This is a genomic window from Microvirga terricola (assembly GCF_011777495.1).
Classification (GTDB): Bacteria; Pseudomonadota; Alphaproteobacteria; order Rhizobiales; family Beijerinckiaceae; genus Microvirga; species Microvirga terricola.
In genome coordinates this window covers 613,077-640,054 of sequence record NZ_JAATJS010000002.1, presented here as the reverse complement: position 1 = coordinate 640,054, position 26,978 = coordinate 613,077, and the positions used below count along the sequence as shown (strand labels likewise).

General features: G+C 63.6%; 22 protein-coding genes. 5 read left to right on the top strand and 17 right to left on the bottom strand.

The genetic code is table 11. The annotated features are described in order from the left end of the window. The first annotated feature begins 24 nt into the window (after positions 1-24). Entirely contained in the window at positions 25-567 is a 543-nt protein-coding gene (locus tag HB375_RS07405; RefSeq protein ID WP_167672322.1) for a thioesterase family protein, read from the top strand. A gap of 26 nt (positions 568-593) precedes the next feature. On the opposite strand, the gene HB375_RS07400 is transcribed toward HB375_RS07405, so the two are convergent. Then, a complete protein-coding gene (locus HB375_RS07400) occupies positions 594-911 on the bottom strand; it encodes a hypothetical protein (RefSeq protein WP_246728378.1) in 318 nt (105 codons plus the stop codon). 79 nt (positions 912-990) lie between these two features. On the opposite strand from HB375_RS07400, the gene HB375_RS07395 reads away from it, so the two are divergent. The 3 genes from HB375_RS07395 (at position 991) to HB375_RS07385 (ending at position 6,516) form a co-directional block, all read left to right on the top strand. Continuing rightward, positions 991-3,363, top strand: a complete 2,373-nt coding sequence (locus tag HB375_RS07395) for an ATP-dependent helicase (protein ID WP_205800086.1) — start codon at positions 991-993, stop codon at positions 3,361-3,363. A gap of 397 nt (positions 3,364-3,760) precedes the next feature. Next, positions 3,761-5,458, top strand: a complete 1,698-nt coding sequence (locus HB375_RS07390) for a sensor domain-containing diguanylate cyclase (protein ID WP_167672321.1) — start codon at positions 3,761-3,763, stop codon at positions 5,456-5,458. A gap of 128 nt (positions 5,459-5,586) precedes the next feature. Further along, entirely contained in the window at positions 5,587-6,516 is a 930-nt protein-coding gene (locus tag HB375_RS07385; RefSeq protein ID WP_167672320.1) for a 50S ribosomal protein L11 methyltransferase, read from the top strand. A 162-nt stretch (positions 6,517-6,678) separates the two neighbouring features. Here the strand turns inward: HB375_RS07385 and HB375_RS07380 are convergent, their stop codons facing one another. After that, entirely contained in the window at positions 6,679-6,903 is a 225-nt protein-coding gene (locus HB375_RS07380; RefSeq protein WP_167672319.1) for a hypothetical protein, read from the bottom strand. 289 nt (positions 6,904-7,192) lie between these two features. Between HB375_RS07380 and HB375_RS07375 the strand changes: the two genes are divergently transcribed. Next, entirely contained in the window at positions 7,193-9,013 is a 1,821-nt protein-coding gene (locus HB375_RS07375) for an aminopeptidase P family protein (protein ID WP_167672318.1), read from the top strand. Here the strand turns inward: HB375_RS07375 and HB375_RS07370 are convergent. From HB375_RS07370 to HB375_RS07300, 15 genes are all read right to left on the bottom strand, one after another. After that, positions 9,010-9,309 carry an AzlD family protein gene (locus tag HB375_RS07370; RefSeq protein WP_167672317.1) on the bottom strand — a complete coding sequence of 100 codons (300 nt, stop codon included), beginning with the start codon at positions 9,307-9,309 and terminating at the stop codon, positions 9,010-9,012. The two genes, HB375_RS07375 and HB375_RS07370, sit on opposite strands and share 4 nt — an antisense overlap. After that, positions 9,306-10,016, bottom strand: coding sequence for an AzlC family ABC transporter permease (locus HB375_RS07365; protein WP_167672316.1), 711 nt, complete (start codon positions 10,014-10,016; stop codon positions 9,306-9,308). The genes HB375_RS07370 and HB375_RS07365 overlap by 4 nt, the downstream gene beginning before the upstream one ends. A gap of 65 nt (positions 10,017-10,081) precedes the next feature. Continuing rightward, positions 10,082-10,945 carry an AraC family transcriptional regulator gene (locus tag HB375_RS07360; RefSeq protein ID WP_167672315.1) on the bottom strand — a complete coding sequence of 288 codons (864 nt, stop codon included), beginning with the start codon at positions 10,943-10,945 and terminating at the stop codon, positions 10,082-10,084. A 152-nt stretch (positions 10,946-11,097) separates the two neighbouring features. Then, a complete protein-coding gene (ligA, locus tag HB375_RS07355; RefSeq protein WP_167672314.1) occupies positions 11,098-13,254 on the bottom strand; it encodes an NAD-dependent DNA ligase LigA in 2,157 nt (718 codons plus the stop codon). 100 nt (positions 13,255-13,354) lie between these two features. After that, the gene (gene recN, locus HB375_RS07350; RefSeq protein ID WP_167672313.1) at positions 13,355-15,028 is read right to left on the bottom strand and encodes a DNA repair protein RecN; all 1,674 of its coding nucleotides are present in this window, start codon (positions 15,026-15,028) and stop codon (positions 13,355-13,357) included. A 12-nt stretch (positions 15,029-15,040) separates the two neighbouring features. After that, positions 15,041-15,937, bottom strand: a complete 897-nt coding sequence (locus HB375_RS07345; RefSeq protein WP_167672312.1) for an outer membrane protein assembly factor BamD — start codon at positions 15,935-15,937, stop codon at positions 15,041-15,043. A 176-nt stretch (positions 15,938-16,113) separates the two neighbouring features. Then, positions 16,114-17,061: a UDP-3-O-acyl-N-acetylglucosamine deacetylase gene (lpxC, locus tag HB375_RS07340; protein ID WP_167672311.1), complete on the bottom strand. Its 948-nt coding sequence runs from the start codon at positions 17,059-17,061 to the stop codon at positions 16,114-16,116. A 277-nt stretch (positions 17,062-17,338) separates the two neighbouring features. Next, positions 17,339-19,078, bottom strand: a complete 1,740-nt coding sequence (gene ftsZ / locus HB375_RS07335; RefSeq protein WP_167672310.1) for a cell division protein FtsZ — start codon at positions 19,076-19,078, stop codon at positions 17,339-17,341. Positions 19,079-19,183: 105 nt separating this feature from the next. Further along, positions 19,184-20,506 (bottom strand): cell division protein FtsA, encoded by a 1,323-nt coding sequence (gene ftsA / locus HB375_RS07330; protein WP_167672309.1) that lies wholly within the window; start codon positions 20,504-20,506, stop codon positions 19,184-19,186. Beyond that, a complete protein-coding gene (locus tag HB375_RS07325; RefSeq protein ID WP_167672308.1) occupies positions 20,503-21,477 on the bottom strand; it encodes a cell division protein FtsQ/DivIB in 975 nt (324 codons plus the stop codon). The genes ftsA and HB375_RS07325 overlap by 4 nt, the downstream gene beginning before the upstream one ends. Continuing rightward, a complete protein-coding gene (locus tag HB375_RS07320; protein ID WP_167672307.1) occupies positions 21,444-22,367 on the bottom strand; it encodes a D-alanine--D-alanine ligase in 924 nt (307 codons plus the stop codon). The genes HB375_RS07325 and HB375_RS07320 overlap by 34 nt, the downstream gene beginning before the upstream one ends. A 21-nt stretch (positions 22,368-22,388) precedes the next feature. Continuing rightward, positions 22,389-23,306 (bottom strand): UDP-N-acetylmuramate dehydrogenase, encoded by a 918-nt coding sequence (gene murB, locus HB375_RS07315; RefSeq protein ID WP_167672532.1) that lies wholly within the window; start codon positions 23,304-23,306, stop codon positions 22,389-22,391. Continuing rightward, positions 23,303-24,718 carry a UDP-N-acetylmuramate--L-alanine ligase gene (gene murC, locus HB375_RS07310; RefSeq protein WP_167672306.1) on the bottom strand — a complete coding sequence of 472 codons (1,416 nt, stop codon included), beginning with the start codon at positions 24,716-24,718 and terminating at the stop codon, positions 23,303-23,305. The genes murB and murC overlap by 4 nt, the downstream gene beginning before the upstream one ends. Further along, entirely contained in the window at positions 24,715-25,833 is a 1,119-nt protein-coding gene (gene murG / locus HB375_RS07305) for an undecaprenyldiphospho-muramoylpentapeptide beta-N-acetylglucosaminyltransferase (RefSeq protein ID WP_167672305.1), read from the bottom strand. Before murG ends, murC begins: the two co-directional genes overlap by 4 nt. Further along, the gene (locus HB375_RS07300) at positions 25,830-26,975 is read right to left on the bottom strand and encodes an FtsW/RodA/SpoVE family cell cycle protein (RefSeq protein WP_167672304.1); all 1,146 of its coding nucleotides are present in this window, start codon (positions 26,973-26,975) and stop codon (positions 25,830-25,832) included. The genes murG and HB375_RS07300 overlap by 4 nt, the downstream gene beginning before the upstream one ends. Positions 26,976-26,978: the final 3 nt, after the last annotated feature.

The window sequence follows — 26,978 nt, the reverse complement described above, 5'->3', positions numbered from 1 at the left end:
CGAAACGGGGAGCAGGCGCTGACCATGGAGAAGAAGCGGACGCCGATCTTCTTCGCACCCTTCGTCTCCTCGACGATGGAGGTCCTGCCTGCCTGGATCGACTATAACGGCCACATGAACATGGCCTATTACCACGTGCTCTTCGACAGGGCCGTGGAGGAAGGTTTCGGCCTCGTGGGACTGGGGCCGGATTATCTCGAGGAGCGCCGGGGCTCTTTCTTCGCGGCCGAGATTCACACCCTCTATAAGCGCGAATTGAAGATGCGCGACCCCGTGCGCGTGACGCTCCAGCTTGTCGATTTCGATGAGAAGCGTGTGCATTTCTACCTGGAAATCCGCCACGCGACAGAAGGCTGGGTGGCAGCCACCTCCGAGGGCCTCTCCCTCCACATGGATATGCGAACCCGCAAGGTTACGCCGTTCCCGGAGGATATCATGGCCAATCTCGCGGTCATGAAAGCGGCCCATTCCCGCCTCGCCAGACCTGAAGTGCTGGGACGGGTCATCGGCATTCCGAACAAGTCCGCTCTCAACGAGCAGCTCGTGACCTCGGGTACGCGGCACTGAACGGCGGATCGTTCGCTAGTAGTTCGCTAGCAGATGGAGCCCGCCGGGCAGTTGCGAAATCTTGGCGACGAAGGATTTGAAAAGGTCTGCTGCCGATCCAGTCTCTGCTGAATCTGGTTTTGCTCGAACCGATTTTGCTGTTCGATCCGGCGCAGACGCTCCTCCTGCTGGATCGAGCGGTTGATGCCCCTCACCCGCTGTTCGGGACGGCTGGTGAGAGGCAGTTGCTCCTGCGCCTGAGCGGGCAGGATGATGCTGATCAAAACGGCGGCTGCCACGAATGCGCGCATCAGGTTTCCTCCGAGAGCCGGACAACCACCATATGGAATGAACGGATAATCCATTCAATAAGCGTCCGGATGCGGCAGGTTTGCCACCATTCCGCCCTCGACGCCGTTCGCGTTTTGATCCATGGTCGCGCCGATGAATCAGCCTGAGTCCAGACCTGAGCCGCAGGACGACCTGACGCACGAGCCCGCATCCGGCTCCCTGAGCGCCCGTGCCCGCGCGGCGGTGGCTCCGCAATCGCCCTATCTCGCCGGCCTGAACCCGGAGCAGCGCGCCGCCGTAGAGGCAACCGAGGGTCCCGTTCTGGTGCTTGCAGGCGCTGGCACCGGCAAGACACGCGTGCTCACCACGCGCATCGCGCACCTCATCGCGACCGGCAAGGCTCGCCCCTTCGACATCCTGGCCGTCACGTTCACGAACAAGGCCGCGCGCGAGATGCGCGAGCGTGTCGCGGCGCTCATCGGCCCGGTGGCTGAGGGCATGCAATGGCTCGGCACGTTCCACTCCATCGGCACCAAGATCCTGCGCCGCCATGCGGAGCTGGTGGGCTTGCGCTCCGACTTCACCATTCTCGGCACCGATGACCAGCTTCGCCTGATGAAGCAGGTGATCGAGGCGGAAGGCATTGATGAAAAGCGCTGGCCCGCACGCCAGCTCGCATCCCTGATTGACGGCTGGAAGAATCGCGGCCTGGGCCCAGCGCAGATTCCGGCCGGGGAAGCTGGAGCCTTCGCCCAGGGCAAAGGCGGCAAGCTCTATACCGCTTATCAGGACCGACTGAAGGTTCTGAACGCCGTCGATTTCGGCGATCTTTTGCTGGAATGCTTGCGCCTGTGGCGCGAGCACCCGGATATTCTCCAGCAATACCAGAACCGTTTCCGCTACATGCTGGTGGACGAGTACCAGGACACCAACGTCGCGCAGTATCTCTGGCTGCGCCTTCTCGCCCAGGCGCGGAAGAACCTTTGCTGCGTCGGCGATGACGACCAGTCGATCTATGGCTGGCGCGGGGCCGAGGTCGACAACATCCTGCGTTTCGATCACGACTTTCCCGGCGCGACCGTCATCCGGCTGGAGCGCAACTATCGTTCGACCGGCCACATTCTTGCAGCCGCATCCTTCCTCATCGCCAAGAACCAGGGCCGTCTCGGCAAGACTCTCCGCACCGAGGACGAGCCCGGCGAAAAGGTAACCATCACCGGCGCGTGGGATTCCGAAGATGAGGCCCGCCTGATCTGCGAGGAGATCGAAGCGCTACATGCCAAGCGGCACCCGCTGTCAGAAATCGCGATCCTGGTGCGAATCTCGGCGCAGATGCGCGAGATCGAAGAGCGGCTCGTGACGCTCGGCGTACCCTATCGCGTCATCGGCGGTCCGCGTTTCTACGAGCGCGCGGAAATTCGCGATGCGCTCGCTTATCTACGTGTCGTGAACCAGCCCGCCGATGATCTGGCTTTCGAGCGTATCGTCAACGTGCCGAAGCGCGGACTGGGCGACGCGACGGTTCAGGTGCTGCACAACCACGCCCGCGCCGCCCGCGTGCCGCTGACGGAAGCCGCCCGCTTCATTGTGGAAACCGACGAGTTGAAGCCGAAGCCGCGCGGCGCGCTGCGCGATCTCCTCATCTCCTTCGGGCGCTGGGCGAAGCTGTCGGAGACGATGACACAGTCAGACCTCGCGCAGATGGTGTTGGAGGAATCCGGCTACACCGACATGTGGCAGAAAGATAAATCGGCCGATGCGGCGGGACGGCTGGAAAACCTCAAGGAGCTTGTGCGCTCCATGGAAGAATTCCCTGATCTGCAAAGCTTCCTTGAGCACGTGTCGCTCGTCATGGAAGCCAATGAGACCGACACGTCGGAGCGCGTCAGTCTGATGACGCTGCACGCGGCCAAGGGCCTTGAATTCAACACGGTGTTTCTGCCCGGTTGGGAGGAAGGCCTCTTTCCCAACCAGCGCGCTCTCGATGAGAGCGGACGCGCCGGATTGGAAGAAGAGCGCCGCCTCGCCCATGTGGGCCTCACCCGCGCGCGGCGGATGGCCAAGATCTACTTCGCCTCCAACCGGCGCATTCACGGCCTTTGGAACTCCACAGTGCCAAGCCGCTTCATCGACGACCTGCCCGAAGCAAGCGTGGAAATCGTCGAGGCGCCCGCGAACTTTTCACAAGGCGGGTTCGGCGGCTCGCGCTTCGATCGCATGGCTCCGTTCAGTGGCTCATCCTACCAGACGCCAGGATGGCAGCGCGCCCAAGCCCATCGCGCTCAAACTGAGAGCGGCAGCACGTTCGCGCGCGGCGGCGAGCGGCGCGGGCCGATGTTGATTGAGGGCGAGCTGGTGGCAAAATCGACCGGGGCAGCCTCCACTTTTGCTGTCGGCGGCCGCGTCCTGCATTCCAAATTCGGCCCTGGTACCGTCGAAGCGGTCGATGGCAACAAGCTGACCGTCGAGTTCGACAAGGCTGGACGCAAGATGGTGCTCGACAGCTTCGTGGAGCGGTTGGGCTGACGCCTGGACCGCCAGCACGTCGTTTTGAATCGGCTTTTAAGAATCCTCTCCCGCCGTTTCGCAAGAGGCCGCGAAGTCTTAACCGCAGGCGCTATCCACGCCCCGCGCGCATACTGCCCCGTTTTGCAGCCGAACATAAGGCTAAACAAATTCAATGACTTGAACGGTCGAAAGATACCAAGTCGATGTTTGTGTAAGAATATTTCGAGCGCAGCGGAAGGCCGACCTTCCCATCATTTCCCATTCCAATGAATAACCAAAGTCACAAAACTTTAGTTGACCTTAAGAAATACCAAGTTAAGACCCGCGCAACTAAAGAAAACTTAGATGGGCCACCGAAAGCTTCGAGCCAGGGCCGGCTACTAGGTTTTGCGGGGGCGAACTTTAGGGAATGGCCATGGCGATCATGCGGAACCTGTCTTTGCGACGGCAGATCACCATCCTGGTCGGTCTGCTCTGCATAGCCCTGGTATCCGCGGCGGCCATCGGCGCCTCCTATGTCGTGCAGCAACGTACCCGGGAAATCGTCATGCACGACGCCGCCGAGACGGCTGCGTCAATGGCCGCCCTCCTTGACCGCAACATGTACGAGCGTTTCCGCGAGGTACAGAACCTTGCCGAGATGACGCCCTTGCGGGAAGTCTGGACAGGAGACTCCGCCACCACACGTCGGCTTCTCGAGCAGTTCCAAAATTCCCTCCCCGATTATGCCTGGCTCGGCTTTGCTACGCCCGATGGAACAGTGCGAGCGGCAACACGCGGCATGCTTGAAGGACAATCCGTTCAGGAGCGGCCGTGGTTTCGGGAAGGGCTGAAGGCTCCGATGGTCGGCGACGTCCACGAAGCCAAGCTGCTTGCAAGCCTTGTCCCCTCGAGTGCTAACGGAGAGCCCCTCCGTCTCATCGACATCGCCATGCCCGTTCACGACAGCAAGGGTGAACTCATCGGCGTCCTCGGTGCGCACCTGAGTTGGAACTGGGCCAGAGAACAGCGTCGCGTCCTTTTCGCCCTGCCGGAGAAGAAGCGCGGCAAGTCCGTCTGGATTCTGTCATCCGACGGAACCGTTACTCTCGGCCGCGCCGCCTTGGGCGAGAAGCCGTTCTCGCCGGAGGAGATCGAGAACATGCGCCGCGAGCAGAACGGCGCTTTCGAAGACGTGACGGAAAACGAGGCTGTTCTGACCGGGTTCGCTCTCACCTCCGGCTATCGCGACTATCCGGGGCTCGGCTGGATCGTCATTTCGCGCCAGCCGGACAAGATCGCCTTCGCGGCCGCCCACGGCATCGTCATGACCATCCTGACCATCGACGGAATCGTCGCGTGCTTCGGTCTCATCTTCGCGCTCATCATCGCGCGCGGCGTGGCGGACCCCTTGCGGCGGATCATCGAGGCCGCCGACAGCATCGGCCGCGACCCGAACGTGACCTCCCTGCCCCGCACCGGCGGATCGGCGGAAATCGTGCGCCTCTCCGCCGTTCTTCGCTCACTTCTCCGCCGCGCGGGCACCGCAGAACAACGCATTGCGGAAGCCTCCTCGCAACACGAGAAAGACATCACTGCGCTCGTGAAACTTGCTGAGACTGATGCCCTGTCCGGCCTGCTCAATCGCCGCGGCTTCGACAGCATCGGCAATGAGGCCTTCAAAGATTACAGAAGTCGGGACGAAAGCTTCGCCATTCTGATGATCGACCTGGATTTCTTCAAATCCGTCAACGACACCTTTGGCCATGGCGCAGGAGATGATGTGATCCGGACCGTCGGCCACGCCATGAAGCGAGCCCTGCGGTCAACGGACCGGTTGGCGCGCTTTGGCGGCGAGGAATTCATTGTCTTGGTGCGTGAGGCCGGGCGCGACGAGGTTCCGGTTATCGCTCAAAAGCTGCGCCGCGCCATTGAAAGCACCTCCACCCTGCATCAGGACAAATGGCTCTCGGTAACCGCAAGCGTCGGCGGCGCCATCGTCCGCGAGAGCGACCGCGACGTGCAGGACGTCATCGAGCGCGCCGACACCGCGCTCTATCAGGCCAAGGCCGCCGGCCGGAACCGGGCCGTCATCGACGAGCTTCAGCTGCAACTGGCCACATCCGCCGCCTGACGCAAAAGGGTGACCTGCGGCGCGAGCAGTGCTAGAGCCCTCTCCGATCACGAGGCTCTCGATCGTCTCACTGTCGCGGACGCAGAGCGGATTCCCGCTTCTGCCGAAAATGCTCTAAGCGGATGCCAATGCTCGAAGGATTGCACCCCAACCGCCCGACCCATGTTTTCCGCATCACCACCGATGCCAATTCCGCACGGGCCATGACGGAACTGATCGGCGAGATCTTCGATCCGACCGAGACCGCCGTCGCCGCCTTCGAGATCGAGGACGATGGGCCGTGGCTGCTGGAGGCGTATTTCGCTCGCCAGCCGGACGAAGCTGCCATCCGTGACCTCGTGCGGCCCGTCGTCGGGGCCGAGGCGGATAAGGGCGTCTTTGAACCGCTGGAGCAGCAGGATTGGGTGAAAGCCTCGCTTGAGGGCCTCACGCCCGTGCGGGCTGGACGCGTGCTCGTGCATGGCTCACATGACCGCGACCAGCGGCGGCCGAACGATGCCGCCATCGAAATCGAGGCCGCGCTCGCCTTCGGCACGGGCCATCACGGCACCACAAGGGGCTGCCTGCTAGCCTTCGTCGACGAAGTGAAGCTGCGCAAGCCCCGCCACATCCTCGATGTCGGCACCGGCACGGGAATCCTGGCCTTCGCAGCGGCGAAGCTTCTCAAGCGGCCGGTGGTTGCCGGTGACATCGACTCCGAAGCGATCCGCGTCGCCCGCGAGAACGCACGGCTCAACGGTATCGGGTCGCTGATGAAGCTGTTCGTTGGCCCCGGCGTCCGTCACGCGGACGCTGACCGCCCCGGTCATTTCGACCTGATCTTCGCCAATATCCTGGCGAAGCCCCTGCGCATCCTCGCCCCGTCGCTCGCCCGCGTCGCGACGAATGACGGCACGTTGATCCTGTCCGGATTGCTCGCTCGCGACGTGCCGGGCGTGCTCTCGGCCTACTCCGCGCAAGGATGGCACCTGCAGCGCCGCTACGACCTGGAAGGCTGGGCTGCCCTGGTCATGAAGCGGGGCGGCGCACATCCGCGGCCCCGCCGGATTGTTCATTGAGAGACTGACCCGGAAAGCGGATTTTCGTTCTCCGGGCCCGCCAGCTCATTCGACAGTCACATAGCGATAGCGCTGAGCCATCGCCTGCCGAAGCTCAAAGGTTTCGATGCAGATGTCGCGCATGACTTTGAGAAGGGCAGCGATCATCATGGTTTTCTCCTCTCAGAGTTTGTAGGGCAGGACATCGTCCTGCGTGAGGAACTGGGCCGCGAAGTCTTGCCGGCCGCCGAGGTCACGAATGAGCGCCCGGTGACGGCGCATTTCGATTTCGGCGCTCCTGATGCGGCTTTCGACGAGGGCGTTGACGAAGCGCTTGATCACGGTCGAAGCGCCGGATGAGGTCTGAATACCACTCGCAAGGCTGGGGGCAAAAACGGCTGTGGTCATGGGTCTATCTCCAACAGGTTGGTATGAAGACCCTTCAGCGTTCCTCGTTTTATCGTTGCTTTAAAGGTAAGCCGCTCCGACCTTTTCCGTCAGATATCGGCGGACATGATACCTATGCCTTCTTTGCAGTTCTCTTTCGTGAAAGCCTGAAACCCAGGCACTCCGTGCATAGCCGAGACGCAACGAGCTCCCGAGAGGGCAACCTTCAGCGCGGCATGACGGTTGCAGCGGTGCCTTCTCCCGCCTAGCGTGTCGCCCGCATCATCCCTGAACCCCGGTTTCACCCAAAATGGCCCAGTTCCAGACCTTCGACGACACCACTTCCCCGGCTCAAGGCCCGGCGCGCATCGCGAAATTGCGGGCGGAACTGAGCCGCCGCGGCTTCGAGGGGTTCATCATTCCCCGCGCCGACGAGCATCAGGGCGAGTATGTGCCGAAGAGCGCCGAGCGTCTGGCGTGGCTGACGGGCTTCACCGGCTCCGCCGGCACAGCCATCGTGCTCCAGCACAAGGCCGCGCTCGTGGTGGATGGACGCTACACCGTGCAGGCGGCGGAGCAAGTCGACACATCAGCCATCACCCCGGTCCAGTTGGCAGAAATGTCGGCGGAAGACTGGATCGCAACGAACCTACCCTCCGGCGCGACGCTGGCTTACGATCCGTGGCTGCTGACCTCCGACGGACTCAAGCGCCTTGAGCAGGCGGTGGCCCGCGCTGGCGGCGAGCTTGCTCCCGTCGATCTCAATCTGGTGGATGTGATCTGGATCGACCGCCCTGCTCCGCCGCAGGCTCCGGTCCGTCCCCACCCCATCGAATATGCTGGCGAAGAAGCCCGCTCGAAGCTCGAACGCATCCGCAAGAAGATGGTCGAGGCGAAGCTCGATGCCATCGTGGTGTCCGATCCGCACAATCTCGCCTGGACCTTCAACCTGCGCGGCGGCGATGTGGGCCACACGCCGCTCCCGCTTGGTTACGCCATCATTCCCGCCGAAGGCCCTGCGAGCCTTTTCTTCGACCCCACGAAGATCACCAATGAGGCTGGCGCGGCAGTCGGCGATCTGGCGCATTTCGTGGAGATCTGCGGCTTCCAGAGCGCGCTCGATGCGCTCGGCCACAAGGGCGGCAAGATCCGCGTCGATTCCGCCACCGGTTCGGTCGCGGTCGCCCGCCGCCTCGAAGCTGCTGGCGGCAAGATCGATGTCGGCGCTGATCCGATCTCCCTGATGAAGGCGGTCAAGAACCAGGCGGAAATCGCCGGTTCGCACGCGGCGCACCTGCGCGACGGCGTGGCGGTGGCCCGCTTCCTCGCCTGGCTCGACAAGGAAGCGCCGAAAGGCGCGCTGACTGAGATCGACGCCGTGGAAGCTCTCGAAGCCTTCCGCGTCGAGACAGGTGCTCTCAAGAACGTGTCGTTCCCGAGCATTTCCGGCGCGGGCCCCAACGCCGCCCTGCCCCATTACCGCGTCACGCGCTCCAGCAACCGGCCCATCGAGAAAAATCAGATTTTCCTGATCGATTCCGGCGCGCAATATGAAGACGGCACCACGGACATCACCCGCACCATCGTCGTCGGCCAGCCGACGGCGGAGATGAAGGACCGCTTTACGCGCGTCCTGAAGGGCCACATCGCGATTGCGCGCGCGGTTTTTCCGAAAGGCACGACCGGCGCGCAGATCGATTCCTTCGCACGTCAGCCGTTGTGGGAAGCGGGTCTCGATTTCGACCACGGCACCGGCCACGGCATCGGCAGCTATCTCTCGGTGCATGAAGGTCCGCAGCGCATCGCGAAAATCGGCACCACGCCCCTCGAAATCGGCATGATGCTGTCCAACGAGCCCGGTTTCTACAAAAAGGACGCCTACGGCATCCGCATCGAAAACTTGATCCTCGTCGAGCCGCGCAAGATCGAAGGCGGCGACCGCGAGATGATGGGTTTCGAGACGCTGACCTTCTCCCCCATTGACCTGCGCCTCGTCGAACCGTCGCTGATGACAGTGGACGAGATCGCGTGGCTCAACGCCTATCACGCACAGGTGCGTGAGAAGCTCTCGGGCAAGCTCGATGCGGAAACGCGCGCATGGCTTGAGGACGCGACGCGCGCCATCGGTTAGAGCACGCCGCGCAGCAGCACGACGGACACCACACCGACCGCGACCGTCGCCAGCAACGGCAGACGGAACGCCACGAAGGCGGTGATGGCGGCGGCGATGGCTTCAGCCCATCCCGTCGTCAGCGCGGTCGGCGCGATGACCGCGATCAACACGGCGGGCGGAATGGCGTCAAAGGCCGCTTTCGCACGCCCGCTGAGCACCAGGCGGTCGGCGACGAAAAGCCCGGCAATGCGAGTGAAGTAGGTGACGATTGCCATGGCGAGGATGGCACCGAACGTCGTCATGTCGATGCTCATGAGCGCACCTCCCGATCAGCAGCGCAATAGGCGGCGGCAATTCCGGCGAGCGCGCCGGACGCCACGTGCCACGGCGCGCCGATGAAGTGATGAACGAGCGCCGAGACGACCGCGCTGACAGCCGCCGTCACCAGCGTGACGCGGCTTTTGCCGAAGCCCGCGACCAATCCGATGAACAGCGCCGTGAAGGCGAAATCCGCACCGAGCCGGGCCGGATCACCGAGAAACGAGCCGAGCACCGCACCGACGGTCGTCGAAGCGAGCCAGTTGATGTAGAGCGCCGCCGAAATCGCCACCCAATAGGCAGCCGTCACAGGCCGATCGAGCGCGCGCCGCTCCGACAGCGCCCAGGTCTCGTCGGTCATGAAAAACAGGGCGACGAACTTTTGCGGCCTGGTCAGCTTGATCTTAGGGCCGATGGACGCGCCCATCAGCACATGGCGTGCATTGATGAGAAAAGTCGCAAAGGCCAGGGCCGCGATGGGGGCCGGATGAACCCAAGCCTCGATGGCGGCGAATTGCGCGCCGCCCGCGAAAACGGTCGCCGACATGAAGGCAACTTCAGTCGGCGTCAGCCCCTTGGCGATGGCAACGGCGCCGAAGAGAAGGCCGATGGGAATGGCCGCAATGGCGGCAGGCGCGATGTCGCGCAGGCCGGCCCGCGCTTCGCGTCCGAAGGTTGACGACAACGGATTGGCTTGATCCATGAGATACTCGCTTTTCTCGCCTTATGGGCGAGGAAGGGCGAGTCGTCTTGGATAAAAGTGCCGTGTCACGCCGCGCGAAAAGTCCCCGGTGTCACGCCCATGCGTGCCTTGAACACCCGGTTGAGATGGCTCTGGTCGAAGAAGCCGCAGGCCGCCGCCACATCGCCCGGCGCATTACCTCGCCCCAACAACCGGGTGGCGGCGCGGAAGCGCCTGTCCAGCAAATAGGCATGCGGGGTCAGGCCCGTCTCGCGCTGGAAGGCGCGGATGAAATGGCTGCGCGAGAGCCCTGCGAGCTTGGCGAGCTCCGCCAACTCCACGTCTCGGGCCAGATTGGCTTCAAGGTAGTCGCGGACGCGCACAATGCCCTTGCTTTCGCAACGGACCGGCGGCACCCCGTCGAGATCGGCCCAGCGGACGATCAGGCCCGCGAGAAACGCGACAAGGCGCGTGTCCTGCTCCATCTCGCAGGTCCAGACATTGTCATGGCACAGGCAGGCGTGAAGGTCGGCATGGGCGCGCGCAAGCTCGGGGTCGACGATGACCGATTGCCGGAACCAGGGAGGGCGGGAGAGCGGTCGCCCCACGATGTCCTCGGCGATCTCCTGCATCAGCTCCTGCGAGGGGTAGAAGGTCCGATATTCGAAGCCGCCGCCATAGGGCTCGCCGTCATGAATCTCATCCGGGCAGACGATGGCAATGGAACCGGCCCACACATAACGCTGCTCGCCGCGATGGAAAAAGGTTTCGCAGCCTGAAAGAACCGCCGCTATCGCATAAGTGTCGTGGGTGTGACGGGCGTAGCTGTGCCGGCGAAAGGTCGCGCGCAAGCATCCGAGGCCGTGGTGGCGCGGCACTCGCCAGAAAAAGGTTTCGTCGCCCGCCGCCAGTTCCGGATCGAGAGACACTTCCGGAGTCATCACTGTCATCGCCGCCACCATGCCACATCGATGGCGGCGCGTCTTGGACAGGATTGCTGTCGCGCACTTTCCGACCTGACAGGATCAGATCGGATGATCTATCTTATTGTTTTTTCGGCATTTTCTTCGCCGAACCGGTGTCCACTTCGTTAGGAAATGTTCTAGTTTCGCCCGACGAGCGCGAACCACCCATCCTCATCCATGACCTGGACACCGAATTCTCGCGCCTTGTCGAGCTTCGAGCCGGCCCCCGGGCCTGCCACGACGATATCGGTCTTCTTGGAGACGGAGCCCGCGACCTTGGCCCCCAGGCGCTCGGCCATGGCCTTGGCTTCCTCGCGGGTCATCTGTTCAAGCGAGCCGGTGAAGACCACGGTCTTGCCCGCAACGGGGGAATCGGATGCCGCCGCTTCGATGGGAACGGCGGTCACTTGCTCAAGAAGCGCATCGAGCATCTCTTCGTTGTGCTTCTCGCGGAAAAACTCGACGATGGTCTCCGCCACCACCGGGCCAATGCCACCGATGGAGGTGAGATCGGCGTGAGCCTCCGACGCCGGATCCGCCGCCTGCTTCGCTGCTTCGCGAAGAGCCTCGAAGGTGCCGAAATGGCGCGCGAGCAATTTGGCCGACGTTTCACCCACATGCGGAATGCCGAGCGAGAAGATGAAGCGGTTCAGCGGAATCGTCCGGCGCTCCTCGATGGCGACAAAAAGATTGCCGACGCTTGTGGTGCCCCACCCTTCCTTGTTCTCGAGTCGCGTCAGCTTTTGCGCATTGCGCGCTTGAAGCGTGAAAATATCCTGCGGGCTCTTGATGAGGTCGTCGTCATAAAGCTCTTCAATGCGCTGCCAGCCGAGGCCCTCGATATCGAAGGCGTTGCGCGAGACGAAATGCTTCAAGCGTTCACGCGCCTGCGCGGGGCAGATGAGGCCTCCCGTGCAACGGCGCACGGAATCTTCGCGACCCGTTCGGGGATTGAGTTCGCGCACCGCATGACTGCCGCAGGCCGGACAAATGGTGGGGAAGACATAGGGCTTCGAATCCGGCTGGCGCTTGTCGAGCACCACGTCGAGCACTTTCGGAATGACATCGCCCGCGCGCAGCACCACGACCGTATCGCCGATGCGAATATCGACTCCGTTGCGGATGGGCTCGCCATTGCCGCCGATGCCGCGGATGTAATCCTCGTTGTGCAGTGTCGCATTGGACACCACGACACCGCCGACCGTGACGGGCTTGAGCTTCGCGATGGGGTTGAGCGAGCCGGTGCGGCCGACATTGATCTCGATGTCTTCGAGCACCGTCACGGCCTTTTGCGCCGGGAATTTGTGCGCCAGCGCCCAGCGCGGCGAGCGTGAGACGAAGCCAAGGCGGCGCTGATAGCTCAGGTCATCGACCTTATAGACGACGCCGTCGATGTCGTAGCCGAGATTGGCGCGCTCGGTTTCTATCTCGTGGTAGTGCTCGAGCAAACCTTCGACCGACGTGTAGCGGCGCGTCAACGGATTGGTCTTGAACCCGAATGCTTCAAAGCGCTCGATCATGCCATGCTGCGTCGTGGCGAGTTCGGCGCTGATCTGCCCCCACGCATAGGCGAAGAATTTTAAGGGCCGCGAGCGGGTGATGCTCGGATCGAGCTGGCGCAGGCTGCCCGCCGCCGCGTTACGCGGGTTCGCGAAAATTGGCTTGCCAGCCGCCACCTGCCGCTCGTTGATGGCGGCGAAATCCGCATGCGAAAGATAAACCTCGCCGCGCACCTCGCAGATGTCCGGCACGCCATGGCCGTGCAATTCGTGCGGAATGTCGTGCACCGTGCGGGCATTCGCGGTGACGTCCTCACCCTCCTCTCCGTCGCCGCGCGTCGCGGCGCTCACGAGCTTGCCATCCACATAGCGCAGGCTCAGCGAGAGGCCATCGATCTTCGGCTCCGACGTGAAGGCAAGCGGCGTGTCCGCGCCGAGATGCAGGAAGCGCCGGATGCGCTCCACAAAATCCCGCACGTCTTCATCCGCAAAGGCGTTCGCGAGCGAGAGCATCGGCACGCTGTGTCGGATCTTGGCGAATTTTTCGGAGGGCTTCGCACCGACCTTTTGGGTCAGGCTCTCTTCCGAGGTCAGCTCAGGGAACTGTGCCTCCAGCGCCTCATAGCGCAGGCGCAGCGCATCGTAGTCCGCGTCCGAGACGGTGGGCGCGTCTTCCTCGTAATACCGCTTGTCGTGCTCCGCGATATCCTGCCCGAGCGCGTCATGCTCGGCGCGCGCCTGGCGAAGCGTCAGTTGATCAACGGGGGTATCGGGCGAGTGTCTGAATGCGGCCATGGTCGAATCGAGAATGAGCTTTGGTGAACCATAGCGCGCGGCGCGGGAGTCGCCAGATGCCCGCCTAACCACCACCGCAGAATGACGACGATATGTCCGCTTAAGAAAGCGCCGCTTCCAACAGCCGCGCGGCCGCCGCACGGGCTTCCTCGGTGATCGTCGCGCCGGCGAGCATGCGGGCGATTTCTTCCTTGCGGGGCGTGTCTTCGAGCGGCAGCACGCGGGTCGCCACCCGGTCGGAGCCCTTCACGCCCTCCTTGGCGATCAGGAAATGGCTCTCGGCCCGGGCCGCCACCTGCGGCGCGTGGGTCACGGCCATGACCTGCACCCGCTGCGAGAGGCGCGAGAGGCGCTGGCCGATGGCGTCCGCCACCGCGCCGCCGACGCCGGTGTCGATCTCGTCGAAAACGAGGGTCGGGGCGGAGCCCTTGTCGGCCAGCACGACCTTCAGCGCCAGCATGAAGCGGGACAATTCGCCGCCGGATGCCACCTTCATCAAGGGACCGGGCCGGGTGCCGGGATTGGTCTGCGCCCAGAATTCCACACGCTCGAACCCGTTGGGGTCGCGGCTGTCCTCGTCGGTCGCGATTTCGGTGATGAAGCGCGCCCGCTCCAATTTGAGCGGCGGCAGCTCCGCCTGAACCGCCGCATCGAGCGCCTGGGCCGCCTTGCGGCGACCGGCGGACAGGATTTTGGCGGCGGCAAGATAAGCCTTGTCCGCCTCTTTTAGGGCGCTTTCCAGCCCACCGAGCTTTTCCTCTCCCGCGTCGATGGCCGCGACATCCTCGATGAAACGCTGCCTCAAAGCGGCCAATTCATCGACGGGCACGTCATATTTGCGGGCGGCGGCGCGCAGGGCAAAGAGACGCTCCTCCGCCTGTTCCAACTCGCGCGGGTCGAATTCCGTGGCGCGGATGGCTTCTTCCAGCGTGCCGCGCGCCTCATCGAGGGCGACGAGGGCCGCGTCCAGCGCCTTGACGCTCGGATCGACGAGGTTGGGGGCCTGCGTCGCGCGCCGTTCGAGCTTGCGAAGCGCCGCCGACAATTCGGGGATGGGGGATGCGCTGCCCGCAAGTGTCTCGAACGCCTCGTTCAGGTCCTGCGCGACCTTCTCCGATTGCATCATGACGACGCGGCGCCCGGCGAGAGCCTCCTCCTCGCCGGCCTTCGGGGCGAGCTTGGTCAGCTCTTCCACGGCGTGGCGGAGGAAGTCGGCCTCCTTGCGGGCTTTTTCAACGCGGCTCTTGTGGTCCTGAAGGGCCTGACGCGCCTCACGCACCCTGCGCGCCGCCTCGCCGACCGCCTGAACCTCGCTCGCCAGGCCACCGAAGGCGTCGAGGATCGCGCGATGGGTGACGGGATCGACTAAGGCGCGATCATCGTGCTGGCCGTGAATTTCGACCAAAGCCGCGCCAATGGCCTTGAGTACCTGCACGCTGACCGGCTGATCGTTGACGAAGGCGCGCGTGCGCCCATCCGCCACCTGAACCCGGCGCAGGATGAGATCGCCCTCCACATCGATATCGGCATCCGCCGCGACACGACGGGCCGGATGGTCGAGAGAACAATCGAAGACGGCCGTGACCTGCCCCTGCGCCTCGCCATGCCGAACAAGGCTGCCGTCGCCCCGTCCGCCGAGGGCCAGGGCAAAAGCATCGAGCAGAATGGACTTGCCCGCGCCGGTTTCACCCGTGAGGACGCTCAAGCCCTCCTCGAAATGAAGTTCGAGCTTGTCGATGAGGACGATGTCGCGAATCGCAAGCTGGATCAGCATGGGAGGAGAGGTTTAACCCGCCTTCTGGCCGACCTGCGGAACGCCACGGAACGCCTTGCTGATCCAGGACTCGGAATCCTCACGCGGCTCGACGCCGCCCTTGGTCAGCAGCGCATAGGCATCCTTGTACCAGGAGCTGTCCGGGAAGTTGTGGCCGAGAACGGCGGCCGCAGTCTGCGCCTCGTTGACGATGCCCATGGCCATATAGGCCTCGGCGAGACGCTCAAGCGCCTCTTCCACGTGGCGGGTCGTCTGATAGCGCGAAACCACCATGCGGAAGCGGTTGATGGCGCCGGAGTAATTGCGCTTCTGGAGATAGAAGCGGCCGACTTCCAGCTCCTTGGCGGCGAGCTGGTCGCTCGCGACCTGAATCTTCTTCTTTGCGTCGGCGGTGTATTCGGAATTCGGATAGCGCTGGATCAGCTCCTGCAGCACGAGAATCGCGCGCTCGGACTTCTCCTGGTCGCGGGTGATGTCCGGAATTTGGTCGTAATAGGACGACGCCATGAGGTACTGGACGTAGGCCGCCTCGGGCGAGTTGCCATGGGACTGCAGATAGCGCTTGCCCGAAGCGATCGCCTCTTCATAGAGCCCGCCCTCGTAGTTGGCGTAAGTCTCCATGACCAGACCCTTCCGGGCCCAATCGGAATAGGGATATTGCTTATCGAGATCGCGGAATTTCTTGGCCGCGCTCTCAAAGTCCTTCTTCTGGAGGCGGGCAAGACCGTCGTTATAGATCTGCTCCGCAGGAATGTCGGCCACGACTTCGGGCTTGTAGACCTCGCCCTTGTCGAACGGGTTGATCGACGAAAGAGTATCGCAACCCGCGAGCACGAACCCGCAAGCGCCGACGACCAGGGCGCGAACCGCAACGTCCTTCATGCCCTTATAAACCTTCGCGACAGACATACTTCGCGGCCCTCCGAAAAACGTGCCCGAAATGGCGAGAATGCACCAAATGCTCTTTAACCCATGCGCGGGGAAAGAGCCAACCCCCTATCCGACAAGCCCGAACGCAAGTCCCGGGCCCATCGAACGCCCATCAAGGGGCGATGCACCAAGACGCGGGAAATGACGGAATGCGCTTAGTGAACTTCCGGCGCGAAGGCGGGCATAGCGATGCCGTTGCCGATCTCGGCATAGCCCGGCTCGCGGCGCGCAGCGCCATCCACGATGGCGTAGTTCGAACGATTCGAGAACAGCTCCTCGAGCACCGAGAAGTTCAGGCGATGGCCGCCGCAATAGGACTTGTAGGTCCCCAACAGCGGAAGGCCGGCCAGCGACAGGTCGCCCACCGCATCGAGAATCTTGTGACGCACGAACTCGTCGCCGTAGCGCAGGCCCTCGGGATTCATGATCCCGTCCTCGCCGATGGCGACCGTGTTCTCCAGCGACGCCCCGAGGGCGAAGCCGGCGCTCCACAGCTTCTCGACATCGCTCATGAAGCCGAAGGTGCGGGCACGGGAAATTTCACGGCGAAAGACCGACGGCGACAGGTCGATGGCCTTGCGCTGGCGGCCGATGACCGGGGTCTGGAAGTCGATTTCCACGTCGAGGTGGAACGCCCGGTCGTTCGGGGCCAGTTCGGCGAAGGCCTTGCCTTGGGTCACACGGACGGGCTTGAGAACCTTGATATAGCGGCGGGTCGCATTCTGAACCGTCAGGCCGACCTGATCGATGGCATCGATGAACGGCGCGGAGCTGCCGTCGAGGATCGGAACTTCGGGGCCGTCGATTTCGACCAGCACGTTGTCGACGCCAAGGCCGGACAGAGCGGCCATCAGATGCTCGATCGTCGCCACCGCGCCGCTCTCGCGGTCGCCGATGACGGTGCAGAGTTCGGTGGCGGTCACGGCGAGATGCCGGGCATCGATCAGCCGGTCGAGACCGCCGGGAAGATTGGTGCGGAGGAAGGCAATGCCATGATTCGCTTCAGCCGGGTGAAGAGTCATCTTCACCTCATCGCCGGAATGGACACCCGCTCCCACGAGGGTGGCGGCGGCTCGAAGCGTGGTTTGTTGGCTTTGCTTCATTATCTTTGGCCTCGAACGTTTCAGCCTCGCGTGGGGATCAACCCGCCCGGGGAAAATGGCGTCCGTTGTTACTCTTCCTGATGCGCGGCTCATGATGAACGCGCCCTCTTTGACTGGGGTGGAACATAGTCCCCGCATCAGGCTAGGCCAAATCACGCTTGGTTACCGTCTGTTACAAACTGAACATTTGGTAAACTATTGATTTAATTGCATTAAAAAATGAACCCCCCCAGCCGTCGTCCGGCCGGGGGCGTTCCTGTTACAAGCGTGGGCCCGATCAGTTCGCCTGACGGCGGAGGAAAGCGGGAATCTCCAGCTGGTCGTCTTCCATGTTGCGCTGCGCGGGAGCCATCCGGCCCTGCGATTCGACCTGCGGGCGGTGACCCTGCGGGGCGGCCGGCCGCTTGGCGTACTCCGCATGAACCGACGACATCGGCTGACGCGGAGCTTCCGGAGCAGGACGCTGCATTACAGGCTCCACGGGAGCGTGGTGTGCCTCTTCCTTCCGGCCGAAGCCGGCGAGGCGCTGCAGCAGCGAGACGCGCTTCTGCTCGTGGGGCAGCTCGCCCTCGCCGCGGCTGGCGCGGATCTGATTCTGCGCCGGGATCGGCAGCTCATCGATTCGCGGCATCCGGGCGGGGCGGATGGCCCGCTCCGCCTGCGGCGGGATGAACGAGGTCTGCTCGACCGGCTCTTCATAGACCGGTTCTGGCGCGACCGGCGCTTCGAAGGTCATGGCCGGCTTCGGCTGAGCGGGGGTCAGCACCACGTCGTCGCGGATGACCGGCTGCGGCGCGGGCTCCATGCGGGGCTGCTCGATGACCGGGGTCGCCAGGGAGACGAAGGCCGGAGCGGCAGGGGCCGGGGCCGGGGCCGGGGCCGGAGCGGTTTCAATTTCAGCCGCCTTCACCGGAAACGGCTGGGCGGCGGAGCGAAAGGTGGGGACGGCTTGCGTCTGGGCCACGCGAGCGCGGGCTTCGGCGCGCAGGCGTTCGGCCACTTCCGAAATGCGCTGCTCGGTTGAGTTCAGCTCGCCGGTATTGCTCACGAGTGCGTGGTCGATGCCGGTGGCGACGACCGAGACGCGGATGATGCCTTCCAGATTCTCGTCGAAGGTCGCGCCGAGGATGATGTTGGCATCCTGGTCCACTTCCTCGCGGATGCGGGTGGCGGCTTCGTCGAGTTCATAGAGGGTGAGGTCGTTGCCGCCGGTGATCGAGATCAACAGACCGCGCGCGCCCTTCATCGATACGTCGTCGAGGAGCGGGTTGGCGATGGCGGCTTCGGCCGCGCGGCTCGCGCGCTTCTCGCCGGAGGCTTCGCCGGTGCCCATCATCGCCTTGCCCATGCCGCGCATGACGGAACGAACGTCCGCGAAGTCGAGGTTGATGAGGCCTTCTTTCACCATCAGGTCGGTGATGCAGGCGACGCCCGAATAGAGCACTTGGTCGGCCATCGCGAAGGCGTCCGCAAAGGTCGTCTTTTCCGTGGCGACACGGAAGAGGTTCTGGTTCGGGATGACGATGAGCGTGTCGACCGACTGCTGCAGCTCGGTGATGCCGGCATCGGCAAGACGCATGCGACGCGCACCTTCGAACTGGAAGGGCTTCGTCACAACGCCGACGGTGAGAATGCCGAGTTCGCGGGCCGCGCGAGCGACGACCGGAGCAGCACCGGTGCCGGTGCCGCCGCCCATGCCGGCGGTGATGAACACCATGTGCGAGCCGGAGAGCTGATCACGGATTTCGTCGATGACTTCTTCAGCAGCAGCGCGGCCGACTTCCGGCTGCGAGCCGGCGCCGAGACCTTCCGTCACCTGGAGACCCATCTGAATGATACGCTGGGCCTTGGAAGAGGCCAGGGCCTGCGCGTCGGTATTGGACACCACAAACTCAACGCCCTCGAGACCAGACTCGATCATGTTGTTCACGGCGTTGCCACCGGCGCCACCGACGCCGAAGACGGTGATGTGCGGCTTAAGTTCGCGGATGTCCGGAGCTTGCAGATTGATTGCCATGACCTGTTGCCTCTTTGGCCTTTGTATCGACAGCGTTTGGCCGACGCTTCACTTTGGTTGACTTTTTACTCATGACGGAGGCCGCCGCGCCCCCGCCTTACGCATTTAAAAACTGTCGCGAATCCAACGGCCCACACGCGAGATGTAGCCGTCGGTTCCCGTACCCTGGAAGAAGCCGCTGGAACGCGGCTCGAAATACTCGATATGAGCCACCTGGGGATAAACCAGGAGGCCGACGACTGCGGAGAAGGCGGGGCCCTTCGCCGCTTCGGGCAAGCCCTTGATGCCGAGCGGACGCCCAACACGAACCTGTCCCTGAAGGATGCGCCGTGCCGTTTCCGGCAGGCCGACGAGCTGGCTCGCGCCGCCCGTCAGAATGACGCGCCGTCCGGCCTGCGCCGCGAAACCGGCGTTCTTCAACCGGTCACGCGCGAGTTCCAGAACCTCCTCGACGCGCGGCTTGATGATGCGCACGAGGTGGGATTTCGGCAGATGGTTCGGAACGTCGCGCTCATCTTCATCCACCTGCGGCACCGCAATCATGTCGCGGTCATCCGCGCTCGACGAGATCGCCGAACCGTAAAGGGTCTTCAGCCGCTCCGCGGCGGAAACGCGGGTCGTCAGACCGCGCGCGATATCCATGGTGACGTGGTGACCGCCAACCGCGATGGCATCCGAGTGAACGAGGTGACCGTTCGAGAAAATGCCGACGCTCGTCGTGCCGCCGCCCATGTCGATGACCGCGCAGCCCATATCCGCCTCGTCATCCACCAGGGCCGACAGGCCGGAGGCGTAAGGCGTGGCGACCACGGCCTCGATGCCGAGATGGCAGCGCTCGACCGCGAGCATGAGATTGCGCGCCGCAGCAGCTTCCGAGGTGACGACGTGAAGATCGACGCCGAGCTGCTCGCCGATCATGCCGGCGGGATCGACGATATGATTCTGCCGGTCGAGCGAGAAGCCCGTGGGCAGCGCATGAAGAACCGCCCTGCCCCGCCGCATGTCGTGGCTGCTCGCGGCATCAAGCACGCGATGAACATCGCCGGAGCCGACCGCGCCGCGCACGGGAATATGCGCATCGAAATGCTCGGAGCCGAGCCGGCCGCCGGTGAGATTCACGATGACGGACTGAATCTCGACTTTCGCCATCCGCTCGGCGGCATGCACCGCCTGCCGGATAGAGGACTCGGCCGCTTCCAGATCGACGATCACGCCGCCTTTGAGGCCGACGGAACGCTGATGCCCGATGCCGAGAATGCGCGCCACATGGGTGCGGCTGCGCAGAGCTTCCACCTCGTCGGCGGGCTTTAGCTCCGCAACGATGCAAACGACCTTGCTCGTGCCGATATCGAGGACCGAGAGAATGGCGCTTTTGCGCGCGGACAGCGGCTTCAGGCGCGGTGTCAAACCATGACCTGAGAGACTCATGTGTCGACCCCCTTGCCGCGCATCGGTTTCTTCTTGAGCGCCTCGGCTCGCGCGGAGGCTGCTTCTTCGGTCAGGCGAACGACGACCCGATCGGCGATGCGCAGATCGACTGCCAGCACATCCTTCTCCAGGATCTTCTGTTCCTGTTCGAGCTTCACGAGCCGGGTGACCGCATCGACGGCCCCCAGCTCCGGCAGGCGCACGTCCATGCCGTTATCCATCTTGAGATTCCAGCGGCGACCCGACACGAGCGTTCCCGCGCGGATGCGGCTGCGCAGCGGCCCCGCCGCTTCGAGCAGCGCCAGATATTCCTTACTGCGAAGGTTCGCGCGTTCACCCACCAAGAGGGGGAGATCAACGAAGCGCCCGTCCTGCATCAAGTCGATCACTGTTCCGTCGGCAGCGATGACGAAAAGCTCGCCGTTGAGTTGCCAGAGCGCATTCGGTTCGCGCTCAGTGAGCGTAATCACGACTTCGTTGGGATAGAGCTTGCGGACCGACGCGCTCTTGATCAGCGGCACGCGTTCAAGACGCTCGCGCACGGCGTTCACGTCAAGAAACGCGAGGGAAACCTGGGAATTCAAGCCGGCGGCGGCGAGTACTTCCGACTCGCGGATCTGCGAAATGCCGGAAATCGTCACCTGCTCGAGCCCGAGGCCCATCATGCGGGCAATCGCGTGGTGCGGCTCGCCGTTATTGCGAATGAAATCGTCGAGATGACCACCCTGCCACAGGCCCGTGAGAGTCACCGCGCCATAGAAGGCAAGCGTCAGACCGGTGCCGAGAAAGCGCGGCAGGCGCCGCGCCAACGGCACTGTGACCGAGCGACGGCGGCCGCCGCGCGGAGCGGATTTGGAGAAATTGATTCGGGAGGAGCCGTGCCCGTAATCGTCAAAGGTGGAAGCGCGCGCAACCGTGCTGCCGGCCGGATAGGCCGTCATCGGTTGCAGGTAGCGTCCTCCACCATCCATTGCACAAGCTCGCCAAACGTATAGCCCGCATGGGCTGCCAGTTCCGGCACCAAGCTCGTCTCGGTCATTCCGGGTTGCGTGTTGACCTCAAGAACGACGAGTTCCCCGGTTCCCCCGGAGGTGTCGTCGTACCGCAAGTCAGCGCGGCTGATTCCCCGACAGCCGAGCGCTTGATGCGCCGTTAACGCTAACTCTTGGACCTTTTGGTAAATATTCGGTTTAATTTCTGCCGGGAGGACGTGAATGGACCCTCCCTTCGCGTACTTTGCATCGTAATCGTAGAACACGCCGGTCGCCGGGCGGATATCGATGACCCCAAGGGCCCTGTCGCCCATCACCGCGCAGGTCAATTCCCGGCCCGCAACATATGATTCGACAAGGACATTGTCCCCGAAAGCCCAGTCACCGCGCAGCAACTCCTGGGGCGGATGGCTGCGGTCCTCGCGCACGATGATGACCCCCACGGAGGAGCCCTCGCTGACCGGCTTGATGACATAGGGCGCGGGCAGGACGTGCTCCTTCGCCGCCTCGAAACGGTTAACGACCAGCCCATGCGGAACCGGGACGCCGGCGGCCTTCATGACGACCTTCGCCCTGTCCTTCTGCATGGCAAGCGCGGAAGCCAGCACGCCCGAATGGGTGTAGGGAATTTGCAAAAGCTCCAGTAGCCCCTGGATCGTGCCATCTTCGCCGAACCGGCCGTGAAGCGCGTTGAACACGACATCTGGCGCGACGGCTTTCAGCACGTCGGCGATATCGCGCTGAACGTCGATCAGCGCGACCTTGTAGCCCTGCCCTTCCAGCGCCTTGGCGCAGGCGCTGCCTGTGGACAGGCTGACTTTGCGCTCCGCCGACCAACCGCCATGAAGAACGGCAACGTGCTTGGCCATCATGGCCCTCCTTGCTCAGGCTCAGGTGAGCCCGACGCGCTTGATTTCCCATTCGAGCTGCACGCCCGAAGTTTCCAGAACCCGCCGACGCACTTCTTCACCCAGCCCCTCGATATCGGCAGCCGAGGCCGAGCCGTGGTTGATGAGGAAGTTGCAATGCATCTCGGAAACCTGCGCATCGCCCCGGCGCAGTCCACGGCATCCGGCGGCATCGACCAATTCCCACGCCTTCCGACCGGGAGGATTCTTGAAGGTCGAACCGCCCGTACGCGTGTTGACCGGCTGGGTCGATGACCGGGCTTCGGTGATGGCGTTCATCTCGGAGAGAATCTCAGCCGGATCGCCCGGGCAGCCTTCGAAGAGAGCCTCGGTGAAGATCACATCATCCGGCACGCTCGAATGGCGATAGGTGAAACCCATCTCCACATTCGTAAAGCGCACCTCTTCTCCCGACCGCGTGACGCCCATCGCTTCGACAAGCACGTCCTTTGTCTCGCCGCCATAGGCGCCGCCGTTCATGCGTAGCGCGCCACCGATAGTGCCGGGAATTCCGCGCAGGAATGAGAGCCCTGCAATCCCCGCTTCCGCTGCGGTGCGCGCGACCTTCACGTCGGCAGCACCGGCGCCCGCGCGGACGCGATGTCCCGACTCGACGGCGATATCGGAAAAGCCTTTCGCCAAGCGGACGATGACGCCTTCCCACCCACCGTCGCGGATCAGAAGGTTGGAGCCGAGCCCGACAACGAGAACAGGAATGGCGGGATCAAGATGTTTGAGGAAGTAAGAGAGATCGTCAGCATCGGCAGGCGTGAACAGCACCTGCGCCGGACCGCCCGTGCGGAACCACGACAAGGGAGCCGTCGGCGCGTTGGCCTCCAGCTTGCCCTTGAGATCGGGCATCCTTGTCTTGAGGTCGCCTGTCAGGTCCGGGAACATCAGGCCGCCTTGTCGTCGAGCGCCTTGAGTTCGCCCGGCAGGGCATAAGCCCATTGCGTAATGTTGCCCGCACCGAGGCAGAGGACGTAGTCGCCCGGCTTCGCGATGTCCTTCACCAGGGCAGCGAGATCCTCAGGCTTGTCGAGCGGCATGGCGTTGCGGTGGCCGCGCGCCTTCAGGCCGGAAACCAGAGCGTCGCGGTCGGCGCCGGGAACCGGCTGCTCGCCCGCCGCATAAACCGGCGCGACGATGACCGCATCCGCATCGTTGAAGCAGGTGCAGAACTGATCAAAGAGCGAGGACAGGCGCGTGTAGCGGTGCGGCTGCACCACGGCGATGACCTGCCCTTCGGTCGAGGCGCGCGCGGCGCGGAGCACCGCTGAGATTTCGACGGGATGGTGGCCGTAATCGTCGAACACGGTGACGCCGTTCCAATCGCCCGTGCGGGTGAAGCGACGCTTCACGCCGCCGAAGCCGCCAAGCGCCTTGCGGATTGCATCAGGCGAAACGCCCAGTTCATGCGCAACCGCGATGGCGGCAGTAGCGTTGAGCGCGTTGTGCGCGCCGGGCATCGGCAGCACGAGGTCTTCCAATTCCTGCCGGAAGCCGGGACGGCGGTCGCGGATCATGACGCGGAACTTGGTCTGTCCACCGCGCGGGTCGATATCCATGATGCGCACATCGGCCTGCGGGTTCTCGCCATAGGTGATGATGCGGCGATCTTCGATGCGGCCGACCAGATCCTGCACGATGGGATGGTCGATGCACATCACGGCAAACCCATAAAACGGGATCGAGTCGATGAAGGAGCGGAAGGCGTCCTTGATCGCATCGAAGCTGCCGAAATGGTCGAGATGTTCGGGGTCGATATTGGTGACGATGGCAACGTCGGCCGGCAACTTCAGGAAGGTGCCGTCGGACTCGTCCGCCTCCACCACCATCCACTGGCCGTCACCCATACGGGCATTGGTGCCATATGCGTTGATGATGCCGCCGTTGATGACGGTGGGGTCGAGCCCACCCGCATCGAGAAGGGTCGCGACGAGCGAGGTCGTGGTGGTCTTGCCGTGCGTGCCCGCCACCGCGACGCAGGACTTGAAGCGCATGAGTTCCGCGAGCATTTCCGCGCGGCGCACGACCGGAAGGCGCTTCTCGCGGGCGGCGATCAGTTCCGGGTTGTCGCGCTTGATCGCGGTCGAGACCACGACGATTTCCGCGCCGTCCACATTCTCGGCCTTGTGGCCGATAAAGGTCTTCATGCCCTTATCGGCAAGGCGCTTGACGTTGTAATTGTCGGAGGCGTCCGAGCCCTGCACCGTATAGCCAAGGTTGTGCATGACCTCGGCGATGCCAGACATGCCGATGCCGCCGATGCCGATGAAGTGAATGGGACCCAGTTTCGGCGGCAGTTTCATGTGCGTTTTCCGTTGTTGTGTGTTGGGACCAGCTCAAGGACGGCTTGCGCGAGGCGCTCGGCCGCGTCCGTGATGCTGGCGCTGCGTGCGGCGGCAGCGGCCTTACCCAGACGATCCGGTTCCTCGATGAAGGACCGAATCTCCTGAGCCAGGCGCTCCGGAGTGAACTGAACTTGTGGAAGAACGATGGCCGCGCCGATATCGCCCAAGGTCTTGGCGTTGGCGGCCTGATCCTGATCGAGCGAACCCGGCAGCGGCACAAGGATCGAGGGGCGCCCGATCACGGCCAGCTCCGCGACCGTCGATGCGCCGGAGCGCGACACCACCAGATGCGCCTTGGCTAGGCGCTGCGGCAAATCTTTGAAGAAGGGCTCGGCCTCGAAATCGACCATCAGGCGCTGGTACGTGCCGCGAACGCGCTCCAGATCCTCGCCCCGCGCCTGCTGGCAGATGGAAAGGCGAGCGCGAATATCGGCCGCGAGCAATTCGATAGTCGGCGGCACCACGTCGCTCATCACCCGCGCGCCCTGGCTGCCGCCGACAACGAGGAGGTGAAGCTTTCCGTCTTTTTGCAGCTCTGGGTAAGGCGCTCTCGACGCATCCAGAACCGATGGGCGGATCGGATTGCCGGTCTGCACCACCTTGCCCGCAATGCCTGTCGGAATGCCCTTGATGTTCGCGAAACCCGTGGCGATCACGGAAGCGCGGCGCGCGAGGAGACGGTTCGCGCGCCCCATCACGCCATTCGCCTCGTGGATGGTGGCCGGGACGCGCAAGAACGACGCGGCCATGACGGGCGGGACGGTCGGATAACCGCCGAAGCCCACGACGGCATCGGGCTTCATGCGGCGAATGGCGGACATTGCCTTCAATGTGCCCGAGCCAAGCAACAGCGCGGCCTTCGCCATCTGCGGCAGCGAACGGCCTGAGGGCGTAGCCGAGGGAATTTCGATGATCTCATCCGCCGGGAACGAGCCCGCATAGGCATTGGCGCGTTTGTCGGTCGCCAGCACCACGCGCGCGCCGTGCGCTTTCAGGGCATTCGCGAGCGCTTCCGCCGGGAAAAGATGCCCGCCCGTACCACCTGCCGTGAGAAGGATGAGAGGCGATGTCATCGGCGCGACCAATCCGAGTCAAAGTGCTCCATCATCTCGGAGCGCGGGCGACGGCGGGTGATCGCGATCAAAAAGCCCATGCCGAGCGCGAGCGACAGAAGCGAGGAGCCGCCGTAAGAAATAAACGGCAGCGTCATGCCTTTCGCGGGCATGAGATGAACGTTCACCATCATGTTGATGGCTGCCTGCAGGCCAAACATCAGCACGAGGCCAGTCGCCGCAAGGCGGCAGAACGTATCCTCGCTGCGACGCGCAAGCGACAGGCCGCGCAGGACGATGAAGGCGAAGAGGAGAAGCAGGCCGATGCAGACGACGATGCCGAATTCTTCCGCCGTCACCGCAAAGATGAAGTCGGTATGCGCGTCAGGCAGGATGCGCTTGACCGAGCCTTCGCCCGGCCCGCGTCCGAACCAGCCGCCACGCGCGAACGACTCCATCGCCATGTCGACCTGAAAGGTGTCGCCGGAGGATTTGTCCATGAACCGCTCGATGCGGGCGCGCACGTGCGGTAGGAATTCGTAAGCCGCGACGATGCCGACAAGGCCCGCGCCGCCGAGGCCCATCACCCAGAACCAGTGCAAGCCCGCGACAAAAAACAGGCCGCACCACACAATGGTGATGAGCATGGTCTGGCCGAAATCCGGCTGCAGGATCAGCGGCACAATGGTGGCGGGAAGGATAAGGAAGGCCAGGAACGCCCCCGGCATATCCTTACGCCGCGCGCCTTCCGAGAAAGCCCAGGCCGCGAGCACGACGAAGGCGGGTTTCACGAATTCGGAGGGCTGAATGCCCATGGGGCCCAGCATGATCCAGCGATGCGCGCCCTTGATCTCGGGACCGAACTGGAACGCAAGGCCGATCAAAGCCATGCTGCCGATATAGACGAGCAGCGCCAGACGCCTGACATGGCGCAACGAGAGAAACGACACCGGCAGCATAATGGCCAGTGCGGGCAAGAGAAAGAGAACCTGACGGTTCACAAAATGGAACGTCGAAAGCCCCAGCCGCTCCGCGACCGGCGGTCCGCCTGCCATGAGAAAGACGAGACCCGCGAGCACCAGCACCGCCAACGCGCCAAGCAGCAGCCGGTCGATGGTCCACCACCAATCACCAAGAGGCGAGCGTTCGACGCGAGATACCATGAT